Origin of the sequence: Teichococcus aestuarii, from assembly GCF_042651065.1 — a bacterium.
GTDB classification, from domain to species: domain Bacteria; phylum Pseudomonadota; class Alphaproteobacteria; order Acetobacterales; family Acetobacteraceae; genus Pseudoroseomonas; species Pseudoroseomonas aestuarii.
Map to the genome: position 1 here is coordinate 1 of NZ_JBHSCH010000088.1, position 16,238 is coordinate 16,238.

General features: G+C 71.2%; 17 protein-coding genes and 1 pseudogene. 8 read left to right on the forward strand and 10 right to left on the reverse strand.

The genetic code is table 11. The features are described from left to right. The 4 genes from ACFOY6_RS21695 to ACFOY6_RS21710 all read right to left on the reverse strand — a co-directional run. Nucleotides 1-264 (reverse strand): hypothetical protein (locus ACFOY6_RS21695; RefSeq protein ID WP_379652223.1); only part of this gene is annotated, 264 nt, incomplete at its 3' end. Nucleotides 265-379: 115 nt separating this feature from the next. After that, on the reverse strand, nucleotides 380-1,381 hold the full coding sequence (locus ACFOY6_RS21700) for a LacI family DNA-binding transcriptional regulator (protein ID WP_379635553.1): 1,002 nt from the start codon (nucleotides 1,379-1,381) through the stop codon (nucleotides 380-382). A gap of 55 nt (nucleotides 1,382-1,436) precedes the next feature. Continuing rightward, nucleotides 1,437-2,723, reverse strand: coding sequence for a histidinol dehydrogenase (hisD, locus tag ACFOY6_RS21705; protein WP_379652224.1), 1,287 nt, complete (start codon nucleotides 2,721-2,723; stop codon nucleotides 1,437-1,439). Between the two features lie 161 nt (nucleotides 2,724-2,884). Beyond that, complete coding sequence (locus ACFOY6_RS21710; protein WP_379652225.1) at nucleotides 2,885-3,667, reverse strand: SDR family NAD(P)-dependent oxidoreductase; 783 nt, start codon at nucleotides 3,665-3,667, stop codon at nucleotides 2,885-2,887. Between the two features lie 150 nt (nucleotides 3,668-3,817). Between ACFOY6_RS21710 and ACFOY6_RS21715 the strand changes: the two genes are divergently transcribed. The 4 genes from ACFOY6_RS21715 (at nucleotide 3,818) to ctrA (ending at nucleotide 7,457) form a co-directional block, all read left to right on the forward strand. Then, complete coding sequence (locus ACFOY6_RS21715) at nucleotides 3,818-5,263, forward strand: cytochrome ubiquinol oxidase subunit I (RefSeq protein ID WP_109516548.1); 1,446 nt, start codon at nucleotides 3,818-3,820, stop codon at nucleotides 5,261-5,263. Nucleotides 5,264-5,276: 13 nt separating this feature from the next. Further along, nucleotides 5,277-6,341: a cytochrome d ubiquinol oxidase subunit II gene (gene cydB, locus ACFOY6_RS21720; RefSeq protein ID WP_109516547.1), complete on the forward strand. Its 1,065-nt coding sequence runs from the start codon at nucleotides 5,277-5,279 to the stop codon at nucleotides 6,339-6,341. Continuing rightward, nucleotides 6,341-6,451 (forward strand): DUF2474 family protein, encoded by a 111-nt coding sequence (locus ACFOY6_RS21725; protein WP_146201858.1) that lies wholly within the window; start codon nucleotides 6,341-6,343, stop codon nucleotides 6,449-6,451. The genes cydB and ACFOY6_RS21725 overlap by 1 nt, the downstream gene beginning before the upstream one ends. Before the next feature lie 241 nt (nucleotides 6,452-6,692). After that, nucleotides 6,693-7,457: a response regulator transcription factor CtrA gene (ctrA, locus tag ACFOY6_RS21730; RefSeq protein ID WP_109516546.1), complete on the forward strand. Its 765-nt coding sequence runs from the start codon at nucleotides 6,693-6,695 to the stop codon at nucleotides 7,455-7,457. 45 nt (nucleotides 7,458-7,502) lie between these two features. On the opposite strand, the gene ACFOY6_RS21735 is transcribed toward ctrA, so the two are convergent. The 6 genes from ACFOY6_RS21735 to ACFOY6_RS21760 all read right to left on the reverse strand — a co-directional run bounded on the left by ACFOY6_RS21735 (nucleotide 7,503) and on the right by ACFOY6_RS21760 (nucleotide 13,887). After that, nucleotides 7,503-8,318, reverse strand: coding sequence for a CheR family methyltransferase (locus ACFOY6_RS21735; protein WP_109516545.1), 816 nt, complete (start codon nucleotides 8,316-8,318; stop codon nucleotides 7,503-7,505). Then, complete coding sequence (gene cheB, locus ACFOY6_RS21740; RefSeq protein ID WP_379635561.1) at nucleotides 8,315-9,634, reverse strand: chemotaxis-specific protein-glutamate methyltransferase CheB; 1,320 nt, start codon at nucleotides 9,632-9,634, stop codon at nucleotides 8,315-8,317. Before cheB ends, ACFOY6_RS21735 begins: the two co-directional genes overlap by 4 nt. A 47-nt stretch (nucleotides 9,635-9,681) precedes the next feature. Next, nucleotides 9,682-10,074, reverse strand: coding sequence for a response regulator (locus ACFOY6_RS21745; RefSeq protein ID WP_109516543.1), 393 nt, complete (start codon nucleotides 10,072-10,074; stop codon nucleotides 9,682-9,684). Nucleotides 10,075-10,088: 14 nt separating this feature from the next. Beyond that, nucleotides 10,089-10,505: a chemotaxis protein CheW gene (locus tag ACFOY6_RS21750; protein WP_379635563.1), complete on the reverse strand. Its 417-nt coding sequence runs from the start codon at nucleotides 10,503-10,505 to the stop codon at nucleotides 10,089-10,091. A gap of 79 nt (nucleotides 10,506-10,584) precedes the next feature. Next, nucleotides 10,585-13,224: a hybrid sensor histidine kinase/response regulator gene (locus ACFOY6_RS21755; protein ID WP_379652226.1), complete on the reverse strand. Its 2,640-nt coding sequence runs from the start codon at nucleotides 13,222-13,224 to the stop codon at nucleotides 10,585-10,587. 72 nt (nucleotides 13,225-13,296) lie between these two features. Beyond that, nucleotides 13,297-13,887: a histidine phosphotransferase family protein gene (locus ACFOY6_RS21760; RefSeq protein ID WP_379652227.1), complete on the reverse strand. Its 591-nt coding sequence runs from the start codon at nucleotides 13,885-13,887 to the stop codon at nucleotides 13,297-13,299. Nucleotides 13,888-13,967: 80 nt separating this feature from the next. Here ACFOY6_RS21760 and ACFOY6_RS21765 point away from each other — a divergent pair, with 80 nt between their 5' ends. The 4 genes and pseudogenes from ACFOY6_RS21765 to ACFOY6_RS21780 all read left to right on the forward strand — a co-directional run. Beyond that, nucleotides 13,968-14,144, forward strand: coding sequence for a DUF3553 domain-containing protein (locus ACFOY6_RS21765; protein ID WP_109516539.1), 177 nt, complete (start codon nucleotides 13,968-13,970; stop codon nucleotides 14,142-14,144). Beyond that, nucleotides 14,141-14,896: a sulfite exporter TauE/SafE family protein gene (locus tag ACFOY6_RS21770; RefSeq protein ID WP_245906265.1), complete on the forward strand. Its 756-nt coding sequence runs from the start codon at nucleotides 14,141-14,143 to the stop codon at nucleotides 14,894-14,896. Before ACFOY6_RS21765 ends, ACFOY6_RS21770 begins: the two co-directional genes overlap by 4 nt. Nucleotides 14,897-14,984: 88 nt before the next feature. Next, complete coding sequence (moaA, locus tag ACFOY6_RS21775; protein WP_109516538.1) at nucleotides 14,985-15,977, forward strand: GTP 3',8-cyclase MoaA; 993 nt, start codon at nucleotides 14,985-14,987, stop codon at nucleotides 15,975-15,977. A gap of 13 nt (nucleotides 15,978-15,990) precedes the next feature. Continuing rightward, nucleotides 15,991-16,238, forward strand: a pseudogene (locus ACFOY6_RS21780) (hypothetical protein); the annotation flags it as partial.

Sequence of the window (16,238 nt, forward strand, 5' to 3'; positions counted from 1 at the left end):
CAGCGCCTCCAGCGCCGCCTGCCACTCGGCGCTGGCCGGCGCCTGGGTGCCCACCGCCATCGCCGTGCCGCCCCGCTCCGCCGCCCAGGCGCCCGCCGCGCTCAGCAGCAGGTCGGCGGTGGCGTTGGCCTCCAGCGCGGCATCCGCGGTCTGCCGCTGCTGCAGGGCCTGGAAGGCGCCGGAGGCGGCCTGCAGCAGCGCCAGCGCCGCCAGCAGGAGGATGGCCCCGTAGAGGATGGGGCGGAGGGTAAGGCGGTTCAGCATGCATCGGCCCCCGAACTCGTGCCGCCCTGCAAGCTGCGCAGGGCCGGGGACTGCTCTGCGCCAAAAAGCTTGCTTCTTTATGGAGCGGGCTGCGCCTCTCGCGCGGCGGCCCGGCTCAGAGCGAGCCGCGCTCGACCAGCACGGCCGGCAGCCGCTCGCTGTAGGCGGCGCCGCCCTCGGCGCCGGAGAGGCGGGCGCGCAGCAGCGTCACCGTCGCCGCCACCATCTCCGCCACGGGCTGGCGCAGCGTGGCGAGGTCGTAGGCCGGCCAGGCGGCCATCGGGATGTCGTCGAAGCCGATGACGGAGACATCGCGCGGCACGCGCCGGCCGAGCACGTGGCGCAGCGCGTCCAGCCCGCCCAGGGCCAGGATGTCGTTGGCGAAGAACAGCCCGTCCGCCTCGCCCAGCCCCAGCGCGGCGCGGTGGCCGGCGCCATAGCTGTAGCCGCCGGCTTCCACGCGCAGCGGCGGCGGCAGGCCGCGCTCGGCGAAGGCGGCGAAGAAGCCTTCCTCGCGCTCGCGGCTGGTGGAGGTGTCGGCGCGGCCGGCGACGAAGGCGGGGCGGCGCCGGCCGCGCCGCAGCAGCGCCTCGGCCGCCATGCGTCCGCCCGCCACATTGTCGCAGGCGATGCTGTCGAGCGGCGTGTCGCCGGCGGCGGCGCGGTTGAACAGCACGGCGGCGCGGCCATCGCCCAGCCAGTGCGCGGCGCCGGCCGAGGAGAGGCTGGCCGAGGTCACCACCACCGCGTCCACATGGTACTGCCGCAGCATGGGCAGGGCGGCATCGGCCTCCTGCCCCGGCGGCACGGTGAACAGCAGCGTCTGGAAGCCCGCCGCCTGCAGCGCCTGGGAGAGCTGCTCCAGCACCACCGGGTAGAAGGGGTTGGCCAGCTCGCCCATGACGAGGCCGACGATGCTGCTGCGCCGGCGGGAGAGCGAGGCGGCGATGATGTTGGGCCGGTAGCCCAGCGCCTCGGCCGCCGCCAGGACGCGGGCGCGCATCTCCGGCGCGATGGAGGCGCCGGGGCTGAAGGCGCGCGAGACCATGGATTGCGACACGCCAAGCTGCCGCGCGAGGTCCCGCGCCGTCACCGCGCCCGTCACCACGCCCGTCACCACGCCCGTCCTGGGCGCGGCGGGGCGTGGCGGGGAGGCCTCCCCGCCGGGCTCGTCAGGCGGCGTTCTTGCCGCCATAGCGCCGCACGCGGAGATCCGCCTGCTCCTTGTGGCCGGCGAAGTTCTCGATGGCGCAGAGCCGCGAGCAGTATTCGCCGACCATGGCGGAGGCCTCCGGCTTCACCTCCTGCCAGGTGCAGGTCTTGATGAACTTGCCGACCCAGAGGCCGCCCGTGTAGCGCGCCGCCTTCTTGGTGGGCAGGGTATGGTTGGTGCCGATCACCTTGTCCCCATAGGCGACATTGGTCTCCTTGCCCAGGAACAGCGCGCCGTAGTTGCGCATGTTGTCGCGGAACCAGCGCGGGTTGGCGGTCATCACCTGCACATGCTCGGAGGCGATGTCATCCGCCACCTGCAGCATCTCCTCATCCGTGTCGCAGAGGATGACCTGGCCGTGGTCGCGCCAGGCCACGCTGGCGATGTCGGCCGTGGGCAGCACGGCGAGCTGGCGCTGCACCTCGGCCTCGATGCCCTCGGCGATCTTCTTCGAGGTGGTGAGCAGCACGGCGGGGGAGGTCGGGCCGTGTTCGGCCTGGCCCAGCAGGTCGGTGGCGCAGATCTCCACATCGGCCGTGTCGTCGGCGATGATCAGCGTCTCGGTGGGGCCGGCGAACAGGTCGATGCCGACGCGGCCGTAGAGCTGGCGCTTGGCCTCCGCCACGAAGGCGTTGCCGGGCCCGACCAGCATGTCCACCGGCTTGATCGTCTCGGTGCCGATCCCCATCGCCGCGACGGCCTGGATGCCGCCCAGCAGGTAGATCTCGTCGGCGCCGGCCATCGCCATGGCGGCGACGGTGGCGGCCGGCGGCTGGCCGTTCAGCGGCGGCGTGCAGGCGATGACGCGCGGCACGCCGGCCACCTTGGCCGTCAGCACCGACATGTGGGCGGAAGCCACCATCGGGTAGCGGCCGCCGGGGATGTAGCAGCCGACGCTCTCGACGGGGATGTGCTTGTGGCCCAGCGTCACGCCCGGCAGGGTCTCGACCTCGACATCCTGCATCGAGGCGCGCTGCACCTCGGCGAAGCGGCGGATCTGCGCCTGGGCGAACTTGATGTCCTCGATCACCTGCGCCGGCAGGCTGTCGATCAGCGCCTGGATCTGCTCCTGGGAGAGGCGGAAGCTCTCCGGCGACCACTTGTCGAATTTCTCCGAGAGCTCGCGCACCGCCGCGTCGCCGCGGGCCTCGACATCGGCGAGGATGCCCTCGACGGTCTGCCGAACCTTGCGGTCGTACTCGGCGGTCTCGGCGGCTTCGGCGCCCTTCTTCAGGTAGCGGATCATGGCGGTCCTCCTTCGGCTGCCCGGAAGAGTGGCGACGTTTGCATCCGGATGCAAGCGCGGCCATGCATCCGGATGCAACACCCTCCGTCAGCCCGCCCTCAACCTCTCCGCCGGCCGGAGTGCCGCCCTCCCTTCCCCACCCTGACCGGCAGCGAACAGGATCATTCGGCGGTCCAGCCGCCATCGACCATCAGGGCGCTGCCGGTCATCATGGCGGAGGCGTCGGAGGCGAGGAACAGCACGGCGCCCATCAGATCCTCCACCTGGCCGACGCGGCCGAGCTTGATCTTGGAGAGCACCCAGTCGCGGAAGCTGGCCTCCTCGAAGAAGGGCCGGGTCAGCGGCGTCTCGATGAAGGTGGGGCAGAGGGTGTTGACGCGGATGCGGTGCGGACCGAGCTCGATGGCCATGGCCTTGGTCATGCCCTCCATGGCGTGCTTGCTGGCGCAGTAGACGCTGCGGCGCGGCCCGCCGACATGGCCCATCTGCGAGGAGAGCTGGATGATGGAGCCGGGCTTGCCGGCCGCCACCAGACGCTTCGCCACCGCCTGGGCGACGAAGAAGGCGGCGCGCAGGTTCAGCGCCATCACCGCGTCGAAATCCTCCGGCGTCACCTCCAGGAAGGGGGCGGGGCGGTTGGTGCCGGCGTTGTTCACCAGGATGTCAAAGGCGTCCCGCTCGGCCAGCACGGCCTGCAGGGCCTCGGGACGGGCGACGTCGAGCGCCAGCGCCTCGGCGCTGCCACCGGCGGCGCGGATGGCCTCGGCCGCGGCGCCGATCTCGTCGCCGCTGCGCGCCACCAGCGCCACATGCGCCCCGGCCTCGGCCAGGGCGGCGGCGGCGGCCAGGCCCATGCCGCGCCCGGCGCCGGTGACCAGGGCGCGGCGCCCGTCCAGCCGCAGGGAGGGGGTGCGGGGCAGGCTCATCAGGGGGGTGGCGTGCATGGTGGCGCGTCTCCTTCGTTCCGCCCCGCGCATGTGGGAACGCGAGGCTGTGATCGACGTTACCTAGCTCCCGGCCCTCCGCAGGGGCAAACTGCGTCGCGACCAGGACCGTGGCCAGGCGAAGGCCCGCAACAGCACGGAGAACCCCGCATGGCGTTGGATTGGCTGCCCAGCGCGCTGGACCTGGCGCGCTTCCAGTTCGCCTTCACCATCACCTTCCATTTCCTGTTCCCGGCCTTCACCATCGGCCTGGCCAGCTTCCTGGCGGTGCTGGAGGCGCTGTGGCTCTCCACGGGGCGCGCCGTCTACCTGGACGTGTTCCGCTACTGGCTGAAGGTCTTCGCCATCGCCTTCGCCATGGGCGTGGTGTCGGGCGTGGTGATGTCCTACCAGATCGGCACCAACTGGTCGGTCTTCGCCGACCGCACCGGCAACGTGCTGGGGCCGGTGATGGGCTACGAGGTGCTGACCGCCTTCTTCCTGGAGGCGGGCTTCCTCGGCATCATGCTGTTCGGGCTGGAGCGGGTGGGCAAGAAGCTGCACTTCGCCGCCACCTGCCTCGTCGCCATCGGCACGCTGATCTCGGCCTTCTGGATCCTCTCGGCCAACAGCTGGATGCACACGCCCGCCGGCCACAGCATCCTGCCCGATGGCCGCTTCATGCCGGAGGATTGGTGGGCGATCGTCTTCAACCCCTCCTTCCCCTTCCGCTTCGCCCACACCGTCACCGGCGCCTACCTGACCACGGCCTTCATCGTCGGCGGCGTCGCCGCCTTCCACCTGCTGCGCGACAGCCGCAACGAGCGCACCCGCACCATGTTCTCCATGGCGATGTGGATGGCGGCCATCGTGGCGCCGATGCAGATCGTGCTGGGCGACTTCCACGGGCTGAACACGCTGGAGCACCAGCCGCAGAAGGTGGCCGCCATGGAGGGCCACTGGGAGCGGCAGCGCGGCGCGCCGCTGATCCTGCTCGGCCAGCCGGACATGGCGGCGGAGGAGACGCATGTGCTGCTGGAGATCCCGCGCCTCTCCGGGCTGATCCTGACGCATGAATGGGATGGCGAGACGCCCGGGCTGAAGGACGTGCCGCCGGAGGAGCGGCCGACCAACGTGCCCCTGGTGTTCTGGGCCTTCCGCGTGATGGTGGGGCTGGGCACGGCGATGGCGACGCTCGGCCTGCTCTCCCTCGGCCTGCGCTGGCGCGGCCGCCTCTACGACACGCGCTGGTTCCTCCGCGCGGCCCTCGTCATGGGCCCGGCGGGGCTGGTGGCGGTGACGGCGGGCTGGATCACCACCGAGGCGGGGCGGCAGCCCTACACCGTCTATGGCCTGCTGCGCACCGCCGACAGCGTCTCGCCGCTGGCGGCGCCGGCGGTGGGCGCGTCACTCCTGGCCTTCATCGTGGTGTATTTCATCGTCTTCGGGGCGGGCGTCTGGTTCCTGTTCCGGCTGTTCGGCCAGCCGCCGCACGTGGCCGAGGAAGGCCCGGAGGAGACACAGCCGATCCGCACCAGCGGCATCACCCCGGGGCCGGCCATGCACCACGCCGGCCCGCATGGCAGCGCCCTCGGCGACTCGCCGAAGCGGCATTGAGGAGGGACGCCCGATGGAACAGCACCTGCCCCTGATCTGGGCCGTCCTGATCGCCACCGCCGTGTTCCTCTACGTGGTGATGGACGGCTTCGACCTCGGCCTCGGCATCCTCTTCCCCTGGTTCACGGAAAAGGACGAGCGCGACGTGATGGTGAACTCGGTGGCGCCGATGTGGGACGGCAACGAGACCTGGCTGGTGCTGGGGGGCGCCGGGCTCTACGCCGTGTTCCCGCTGGCCTATGCCACCATCTTCCCCGCCCTCTACATGCCGCTGATCCTGATGCTGCTGGCGCTGATCTTCCGCGGCGTCTCCTTCGAGATGCGGTTCAAGGCGCACAATGCCCGCGCCCAGCTCTGGTGGGACCGCGCCTTCTGCTGGGGCAGCTACGTGGCCGGCTTCTGCCAGGGCATCGCCCTCGGCGCGCTGGTGCAGGGCATCGAGGTGCGGGACCGCGCCTATGCCGGCGGCTGGTGGGACTGGCTGACCCCCTTCTCGCTGCTCACCGGCTTCGCCCTGCTGGTGGGCTACGGGCTGCTCGGCGCCTGCTGGCTGATCTGGCGCACGGAAGGGGATATCGCCAGCAAGGCGCGCCACCATGCGCGGCGGCTCGGCATCGGCACCCTGGGCTGCATCCTCCTCATCAGCCTGATCATGCCCTTCCTGCAGCCCTATTTCCGCGAGCGCTGGCTGACCCTGCCCTGGATGCTCTACGCCGCCCCCGTGCCGATCCTGGTGGCGGTGTTCGCCTGGCGCTTCTTCCGCGCCATCCCCGCCACCGAGGCGCGCGAGGCCGAGGCCCCGCACGACCCCACGGGGCGCGGCTTCCGCTGGCGGGACGGCGCCCCCTTCCTCTACGTGCTGGGCTGGTTCTTCCTCTCCTACACCGGGCTCGGCATCAGCCTCTGGCCGAACATCGTGCCGCCCTCAGTCAGCATCTGGGACGCGGCGGCCTCGCCGGCCTCGCAGATGTTCCTGCTGGTGGGCGCCTCGGTGCTGATCCCCATCATCCTGGCCTACACCGCCTATGTGTACTGGCTGTTCCGCGGCAAGGTGCGCGTGGGGGCGGGCTACCACTGATGCCCCCCCTGCTGCGCCGCCTCGGCTGGTTCGTGCTACTCTGGGTTGCAGGCGTCGCGGCGCTGAGCACCGTGGCGCTGCTGATCCGGTGGGCGCTGGGGCAGGGCTAGGCCGAACCCACGCGGGGGTTGAGATTGGCCGGATGGAGGGGCGGCAGTCCGCCTCTTCGCTTAACCCGATATAAATCAGCATCTTAATGAAAAATTCCATGCCGGAGGCGCAAGCCGCGTCGCCGGGTTCTCTATTTTTTAATCTCATTCTTGTTCTTGATACGTCTCAAAGATGAAAAACCTCTTCCTCAGCCTGGCGGAAATGGTAAGAATGCACGCATAGATTGTGGAGAACCAAACGATGCGTGTGCTTCTGGTTGAGGACGATCTGACCACCGCCCGCGGCATCGCCATGATGCTGAAGGCCTCCTCCATGATCGCGGACATCGCCGGCACCGGCGAGGAAGCGCTCGAACTGGCCTCCCTCTACGACTATGACATCGTGATCCTGGACATCATGCTGCCGGACATGGAGGGCTACGAGGTGGTCCGCCGGCTGCGCGGCAACCGGGTGGAGACGCCGGTGCTGATCCTCTCCGGCCTGTCCCGCCCCCAGGCCAAGGTGAAGGCCTTCGGCATGGGCGCCGACGACTTCATCACCAAGCCCTTCGACCAGCAGGAGCTGATGGCGCGCATCCAGGCCATCATCCGCCGCGCCAAGGGCTTCAGCCAGCCCACCCTCTCCATCGGGCCGCTGACGCTGAACCTCGGCTCCCGCGAGGTGCGCGTGAACGACCGCGAGGTGCACCTGACGGGCAAGGAATACGCCATCCTGGAGCTGCTGACCCTGCGCAAGGGCCTGGTGCTCACCAAGGAGGTGTTCCTGAACCATCTCTATGGCGGCATCGACGAGCCGGAGGCGAAGATCATCGACGTCTTCATCTGCAAGCTGCGCAAGAAGCTGGCGCAGGCCGGCGCGGGCGAGCTGATCGGCACCGTCTGGGGCCGTGGCTATGTGCTGCGCGACCCGCTCGGCATGGGCGCCCGCTTCCCGATGCCGGAGTTGCCGCAGCCAGCCGCCGCGGCCCAGGCCACCGCCCAGCCGCGCTCCGCGGTGCCGGCTTGAGGCATGGCCCCAGGGGGCCGGGGGCACAGCCCCCGGCCCGGCCTGTCAGCTCGCGGCACTGACCGCTCCGGCCAGCGCGTAGACACCCCGCTCGCCAGTCACCGCCACCAGCCGGTCCGTCAGGCCCAGCACCGTCTCCGCGCCACCGAGATAGAGCACGCCATCCGGCGCCAGCTGGGCGGCCAGCGCGTTCATCACCTTCCCCTTGGTGGGCGGGTCGAAATAGATCAGCACGTTGCGGCAGAAGATCACGTCGAAGCGCCCCAGGGGCCGGTGGTCCGCCAGCAGGTTGCGCTCCTCGAAGCGGGTCATGGCGCGCAGCTCGGGCGCGACGCGCCACTTGCTGCCCTCCTGCTTGAAGTACTTCACCAGCATCTGCACCGGCAGGCCGCGCTGCACCTCGAACTGGGTGAAGCTGCCCTCCCGCGCCCGCTCCACCACCTCGCGCGACAGGTCGCTGCCATAGATCTCGGCGTTCTGGATCCCCAGATCGCGCAGGATGATGGCCACCGAATAGGCCTCCTGCCCCGTCGAGCAGGCCGCCGACCAGATGCGGATCTTGTGCGTGGCCGGCCGCGCCGCGCGCAGCTTCGGCAGCAGCCGCCGCAGATGGTCGAAAGGCTTGCCGTCGCGGAAGAAGCTGCTTTCGTTCGTCGTCAGCGCCTCGGTCACGGCGCGCGCCAGGATCTCCGCCCGCGGATCGCGCAGGCGCATCGCCAGCGCATCCAGGGAGGCGAGGTTCTCCTGCTTCAGGATCGGCGCCAGGCGGGTCTCCAGCATATAGGCCTTGTCCGGTGTCAGCACGATCCCGGACCGTGTCTTCACCAGCCCCGCGATCGCGGCGAAGCTTTCCGTGTTCATGCCATTCCTCCGGCCGGGCCGTGGCCCGCCTTTCCAATATGCGCCAAGGCCTTGTCGGCCAGTTGCTCGGGCGGGGCGAGGAACTGCGCCAGCCCGGCCTTCGCCACCGCGCCGGGCATGCCCCAGACCACGCTGGAGGCCTCGTCCTGCGCCAGGACCAGCCCTCCGGCGGCCGCCACCGCCTTGCAGCCCAGCATGCCGTCCTGGCCCATGCCGGTGAGTATCACCGCCAGCACCCGCCCCTCGCAGGCCGCGACGGCGCTGCGCAGCATCGGGTCCACGGCGGGGCGGCAGAAATTCTCCGGCGGGTCCGTGTTCAGCCGCGCCACCAGGCCGCCGCCGCCGCCCTCCAGCACCAGGTGGCGGTCGCCGGGCGCCACATAGAGGCGGCCGGGGCGCAGCGCCTCGCCATCCTTCGCCTCCGCCGCCGGCGGGCCGCCCAGCCGGCCGAGATGGTCGGCCAGCATGGCGGTGAACCCCGCCGGCATGTGCTGCACCACCACCACCGGCACCGGCAGGGGCGTGCTGAGCCGCCGCACGAAGGCCGCCAGGGCCTGCGGCCCGCCGGTGGAGGAGCCGATGGCCAGCAGCCGCGGCTTCGGCACCACCGCCGGCATCGGCCGCAGAACCACCGGGCCGGAGAGAAGCGAAGCGCCGGGCGGGGCCGGCGCCGCAGGCAGGGGCTGGCTAGGCTGCGGCGCGGCCGCCCGCGCGGGCGGCACGGGAAGCGGCGCCGAGGCCGCCGGCATGGATGGCGCCGACATGGAGGGCGCCGACACGAAAGGCGCCGACACGGAAGGCGCCGGCAGGGGCACCGTGGGCTGGGCCGCGGACGGCGCGGCCGGCGGTGGTGCCACCAGCGGCGGCGCGGCGGCGGCGCCCGGCGCCGGCTGAGCCGGCCCGGGGACAAACCCGCGCATGCGGGCCCACCCCTTCACCTTGGCCACCAGGTCGGCCCGGAAGTTGGCATCGTTCATGCCGCCATTGGCGGCGCTCGGCTTCGGCACGTAGTCGGCCGCGCCGGCGCGCATCGCCGCCATGGCCGCCGCGGCGCCGCTCTCGTTCTGTGCGCTGGAGACGATCACCGCCAGGTTGGGGTGCGTCTTCAGCAGCAGGGGCAGCGCCGTCATGCCGTCCATCACCGGCATCTCCAGATCCAGCAGCATGACATGCGGGCGTGCCTCGCGCGGCAGGCCCATCAGGGCATCGATCGCCTGCTGCCCGTTGCCGACACTGCCGACGAGCTGCAGGTCCGGGTCGGCCTCAAGGAGGCGGGCATAGGCCGAGCGCACGGTCGTGCTGTCGTCGCACAGCATCACCCGGACCCTCCGGTTGCCCGCCGCCCCGCTGGGCGGCAGGCTTCTCACAGCTCGGCGTCCTCCGGCAGGAAGCCCAGCTGCACCAGCTTGCCCGTCACGATCTCGTCGTCGAAAGGCTTCATGATGTATTCCTGCGCCCCCGCGCTCAGCGCGGTGACGATGCGGTCGAACTCGCTCTCGGTGGTGCAGAGCATGATCACCGGCTCGTCCGGGCCGAACTCGGCGCGGGCGGCCTTGAGGAATTCCAGCCCGTTCATCACCGGCATGTTCCAGTCCAGCATCACCAGCCGGGGCAGGCTCTCGCGGCAGGCCTCGAGCGCCTTCTGCCCGTCCTCCGCCTCGCGCACCTGGAAGCCATGGCGCTCCAGGATGCGGCGTGCGGCCTTGCGGACCACGCGGCTGTCATCCACCACCAGGCAGTTCACGGCCTCGTTCATTGATCGTCTCCCTTTCAGCCGATCGCCAGGATGCGGTCCACATCGAGGACGATGAGCAGGCGCTCATCCTCCTTGTGGACCCCGCGCGACACATCCCGCCAGAGCGGGTCGAGCGTCGGCGGATTGGCAGCGAACCCCTCCTCGGGCAGCGCCAGAACCTCGCCCACCGAATCCGAGAGCAGGCTGTAGAGCTCGCCGCTCTGCTCCACCACCACGCTCATCGGCGGCGGCGCCCCCGCCTCGCGCGGCGGCAGGCCCAGCCGCCGGCGCAGGTCGATCGCGGTCACGATGCGGCCGCGCAGGTTCAGGCTGCCGGCCACCTCGCGCGGCGCCAGCGGCACCCGCGTGATGGCCTGAGCCGCCAGGATGTCCCGCACCGCCAGCACCGGCACTCCGCAGAGCTGCCCCGCCACCGTCAGGGTCAGGAACATCGCGGCGGCGCTCTCTGTCACCGCGGCAACGGCGCGTTGCGTGCTCGGGGGCATTTGCGTCTGCATGACCTTCCGCTCCTCAGCTGATGACCGGCGTGGCGAGGCATTCGCTCAATGCGGCCAAAAGCGCCTCACGCTCCGATTTGCCCACATATTCGTTGAAGCCCGCCTCGCGCGCGCGCCGCACCTGCTCGGCCTCGACCCGCCCGCTGAGCGCGATCATCGGCAGGGACTGCCATGTGCCGGATTCCCGCACCGCCCGCGCCAGGCCGATGCCGTCCAGGTCCGGCATCTCGATGTCGGAGACGATGATGTCGAAGGGCGCCCCCTGCTCGCGCAGCTGCAGCGCCTGCAGGCCGGTGTCCACCGCCGTCACGTCGTAGCCGGCGGCGGTCAGGCCGGGCACCAGCAGGTGGCGGAAGAAGGCGCTGTCCTCCACCAGCAGCACACGCTTGCGCGCGGCGGCCGGCGCGGTGCCGCGGAACCAGTCGTCCCCCGCCTGGTGCAGCCACCAGGCGCAGTCGATCACATCCGTCACCTTGCCGCAGATCACGGCGCTGCCGAGGAAGCCCGGCTGCTCGCTGGCGCCCTCGATCAGCAGGTGTTCCTCCACCACGTCGAGGATGGTGTCGACCATCAGGCCCATGGCGCGGTCGCGGTCGTTGAACACCAGCACCGCCTGGCGCTTGCCCGGCTCGGGCGGCATCCAGCCGCCGGACATGGCCACCAGCGGCATCAGCTTGCCGCGGTACTGCACCAGCGTCTTGCCGCCCGAATGCTCGATGCTCTCGCCCGGCAGGTCCTCCAGCCGCGCCACGAGGCCGAGCGGCACCGCCTTCGGCGTGTCGTCCCCGGCGCGGAACAGCAGCAGCGCCGTCCGCTCGCTGGAGCGGTGGCCGCGCATCCCCTCCGGCCCGCGCGAGGCGTCCTCGCTCGGCCCGTCGGCGCCGACGCCGGTGGCGCGGGCGATGCCGTTCGGGTCCAGGATCATGATGACGCTGCCATCGCCCAGGATGGTGTTGCCGCTGAACATCGTGACGTGGCGCAGGATCGGCGCCACCGGCTTGACCACGATCTCCTCGGTGTCGAACACCTTGTCGACGATGATGCCGAACACGTTGGCGCCGACCTGGGTGACGACGACGAAGCCCGCATCCCGCCGCCCCTCATCCGCCGCGTGTTCCAGCTGCAGCAGGCGGGAGAGCGAGACCAGCGGCAGCAGCCGGTCGCGCAGCCGCATCACCGGCGTGTCGTGGATGCGCTCGATCTGCGCGCCCTCGGCGCTGCCGCCCGCGCGCACCAGCTCCACCACGCCGATCTGCGGGATGGCGAAGCGCTCGCCCCCCGCCTCGACGATCAGCGCCGAGACGATCGCCAGCGTCAGCGGGATCTTGATGAAGAAGGTCGTGCCCTTGCCCTCGGTCGAGCGCAGGTCGATCGTGCCGCCGATCTTCTCGACATTGGTCTTCACCACATCCATGCCGACGCCGCGGCCGGAGACGGAGGTGATGGCGGCGGCGGTGGAGAAGCCGGCGCGGAAGATGAAGTGCTGGATCTCCCGCTCGCTCATGCTGGCGACCTCGGCCTCGGTGGCCAGGCCCTGGCCCACCACCTTGGCCTTGATCTTGTCCACCGCCAGGCCGCGCCCGTCATCGCCGATCTCGATGATGATGTGGCCGCCCTCGTGATAGGCGTTGAGCAGGATGCGCCCCACCTCCGGCTTGCCGGCGGCGCGGCGCTGCTCGGGGTTCTCGAGGCCATGGTCGCCGCTGTTGCGCACCATGTGCGTCAGCGGGTCCTTGATCAGCTCGAGCACCTGGCGGTCGAGCTCCGTCTCGGCGCCCTTCATCACCAGCTCGATCTTCTTGCCCAGCTCGTTGGCCAGGTCGCGGACGATGCGCGGCAGCTTCTGCCAGGCATTGCCGATCGGCTGCATGCGGGTCTTCATCACCCCCTCCTGCAATTCGGAGGTGATGTGGGAGAGGCGCTGCAGCGGCACGGTGAGCGCCGCGTCGCTGCGGGCGCGGACGAGCTGGAGGAGCTGGTTGCGGGTCAGCACCAGCTCGCTGACCAGCGTCATCAGGTCTTCCAGCACGTCGACCGAGACGCGGATGGTCTGCGTCGGCGTGATCGGGCCACCGCCTCGGCCGGCGCCTCCGCCGCCGCCGCCCTCCCCGTCATGCTCGCCGCCCCGGCTGATGCTGGGCGGCGCGGGCGGCGGAGCGGCCACCGCTGGCGGCGGCGCGGCAACCGGCTCGGCCACCGCCTCGGGGGCGGGCGGCGCCTCGGCTGGCTTCTCGTCGCCGAAGCTGGGCATCTCCAGCTCGGCCGCCGCCGGCATCTCGCCACGCCAGGCCGCGTCGAGCGAGGCAATCAGCGCGGTGTCGTCGCCCACCGGCTCGCTGCCGGTGTTCTCCAGGCCGGAGACGATGCCCTTGAGGCAGTCCAGCGCCGAGAGGATCAGGGTGATGCCGGCCGGCGTCACCTTGAGCGAGCCTTCGCGGTACTTGCCCAGCACGTTCTCGGCGGCATGCGCCACCTTCTCCAGCCGCGAGAGGCCGAGAAAGCCGCAGGTGCCCTTGATCGTGTGGACGTTGCGGAAGATCTCCGACAGCGTCTGCCGGTCGTCCGGGGCCTTCTCGAGCTTCAGCAGCGCGACATCGAGCGCGGCCAGCCCTTCATTCGTTTCAGTCAGAAAGTCGGCGAGAAGATCGTCCATCACGGTCCCCGACAGGCTGGGTTCGGCTCAGCCTGGGGGCCGGATGGCGAAGGAAAGGTAAATGTGGTGCCTTCAGCCTCCGGGGGCGATTCGCAGGGCGTCCGGCTCCGACTCGGGCGCCAGCGCCACCCGCCAGCCGGCGGCAGCGGCCAGGCGCAGCAGCAGCAGCGCGGGGGCGGCGCGGGCCCCCTCCACCGCCTCGCCACGCAGCAGGGCCGGCAGCGCCGCGGGCCAGGCGCGCATGGCACCCTCCGGCCGCAGCACGAAGCCCTCGCCCTGCGCGGCCAGCGTCACCGTGCCGCCGCGCGGCAGCGCCTCGCCCACCAGCACCGCGCCGAACAGCAGCAGCGGCGCCACTGGGGCGGCCAGCACGCGCTCGGCCGGCATCGCCTCCGCCACCAGCCGCGCCCGCCCGCCCGCCAGCATGCCCTCCAGCAGCGCCGTCAGCCCGGACACCGCCAGCGGCCCGGTGCCGGCGCCGCAGGCGGCGCGCCAGAACTTCAGCCGCCGCCGCAGCTCCGCCGCCGCATCCTGCGCCAGGGCCGGCGCCTCCGGCTCCTCGCCCAGGAGGTCCAGCGCCGCGCCGACGGTGCCGAGCGGCCCCACCATGTCGTGGCACAGCCGGGCGCAGAGATCCTGCGCCAGGCTCGTTCCGCCTTCCATCGCCATTCTCCGGCCCGTTCACGAATCCGTGATTGCATGGCAGCCTAGCCCGTAAGCCTTCCGGCGGCCACCCTGGCGTCATGTTCAATCCGCTCGAGCCGGGCATGCATGTCCGCCACCCCGACCGCCCCGACTGGGGCATCGGCCAGGTCCAGTCCGTCGTCGGCGACCGCGTGACGGTGAATTTCGAGCATGCCGGGAAGCTGCTGATCAACGCCGCGCAGGTGGCGCTGGAGCCCGTGGACGAGGCACCGTGAGCGGCGCCTGGCAGCAGGCGGCCGGCCTGCTCGGCGCGTGGGAGGTGGGGGTGGCGGTGCTGGCCACCCTCATCGCCGGGCTGATGCGCGGCTATTCCGGCTTCGGCACCGCCATCCTGCTGGCGCCGGTCTATTCCACCCTGTGGGGGCCGAAGGTCGGCGTGCCGGTGATGCTGCTGATGGAGCTGTTCGTCTCCGCCTACCTGCTGCCCAAGGCCATCGCCCTGGCCAACCGGCGCGTCATCTTCTCGCTCGGCGGCGCCGCCGTCCTGGCCACGCCCTTCGGCGCCTACATCCTGTTCGTGGCCGATGGCGCCACGCTGCGCCGCGCCATCGGGCTGCTGGTGCTGGTGTTCGGCCTGCTGCTGATGTCCCCCTGGCGCTACCACGGGCGGCGGCCGCTGGGGCTGAACCTCGCCATCGGCACCGTCTCGGGGCTGATGAAGGGCGCCACCGGCATGTCCGGCCCGCCGGTCATCCTCTACCTGCTCTCGGGGCCCGAGGCGGTGGCCCAGCACCGCGCCAACCTCATCCTCTATTTCGGCCTGATCGGCATCGTCGCCGTCATCCCGCCGCTCTGGGGCGGGCTGGTCGGCCTGCCGGTGCTGATCATGACGGGGCTGATGCTGCCGGTGCTGCTGCTGGCCGTGCCGGTCGGCGCCCGGATGTTCCATGTCCTGCCGGTGGCCTGGTACCGGCGGCTGGCGCTGCTGGCGCTGATGGGGGCCGGCGGATTCGCCCTGCTCGGCTGAAGCAGCCACGGCAGGGGCTTGCACCGGTGGGGGGCGCCGGCCCAAATGGGCATGGCACCGTTCACCGCCGAGCAAGGGAGTTGCCCGCATGATCGATCCGTTCGGACGGCGGATCAGCTACCTGCGCGTTTCCGTCACCGACCGGTGCGACCTGCGCTGCGTCTACTGCATGGCGGAGGACATGACCTTCCTCCCCAAGGCCCAGATCCTCTCGCTGGAGGAGCTGGACCGCCTGTGCGGCGCCTTCATCGGCCTCGGCGTCGAGCGCATCCGCCTGACCGGCGGCGAGCCGCTGGTGCGGCGCGACGTGATGCGGCTGGTGCGCTCCCTCGGCGAGCGCATCGGGCCGCGGGGTTTGAAGGAGCTGACCCTCACCACCAACGGCACCCAGCTCACCAAGCACGCCGAGGGGCTGTATGCCGCCGGCGTCCGGCGCATCAACGTCTCACTCGACTCGCTCGACCCGGGCCGCTTCAAGGCGCTGACCCGCTGGGGCGAGATCGAGAAGACGCTGGACGGCATCTTCGCCGCCAAGGCCGCCGGCCTCGCCGTCAAGATCAACGCGGTCGCCATGAAGGGCGTCAACGAGGACGAGTTCGACCGCATGATCGCCTGGTGCGGCGAGCACGGCTTCGACCTCACCTTGATCGAGACCATGCCGCTCGGCGAGATCAACGAGGACCGGACGGACCAGTACCTGCCCCTCTCTGTGGTCCGCCGCCGCCTGCGCGAGACCTGGACGCTGGAGGAGACCGATTACGCCACCGGCGGCCCCGCCCGCTACATGACGATCCGCGAGACCGGCCAGCGCCTCGGCTTCATCACGCCGATGACGCACAATTTCTGCGAGAGCTGCAACCGCGTGCGCCTCACCTGCACCGGCACGCTCTACATGTGCCTGGGCCAGGAGGACGCGGCCGATTTGCGCGCCGTGCTGCGCGACCCGGCGGTGGACGAGGCCGGGCTGCGCGAGGCCATCGAGGCCGCCATCGCCCGCAAGCCGAAGGGGCATGATTTCGTCATCGATCGCCGGCAGAACCGCCCGGCGGTCGGGCGCCACATGAGCGTGACGGGCGGCTGACCCCATGGAGGAGATGCGTACCCTGATCACGGCGCTGTCCCTGCCCGGCTTCCCGGAATGGACGGGGCTGCTGCTGCTGGCGCTGGGCCTGCTCTGCGCCGCCGCCTTCCTGCTGATGCCCTTCAGCGTGTTCGGCGTTAAGCCGCGGCTGGAGGCGCTGGAGGTGCAGCTCGACGAGATCCAGCACGAGATCCGCGAGCTGGCGCTGCGGCTGCAGGACCCTGCCCTGGCGCGCGGCGCCGCCGCCGGCAGCGACGACTG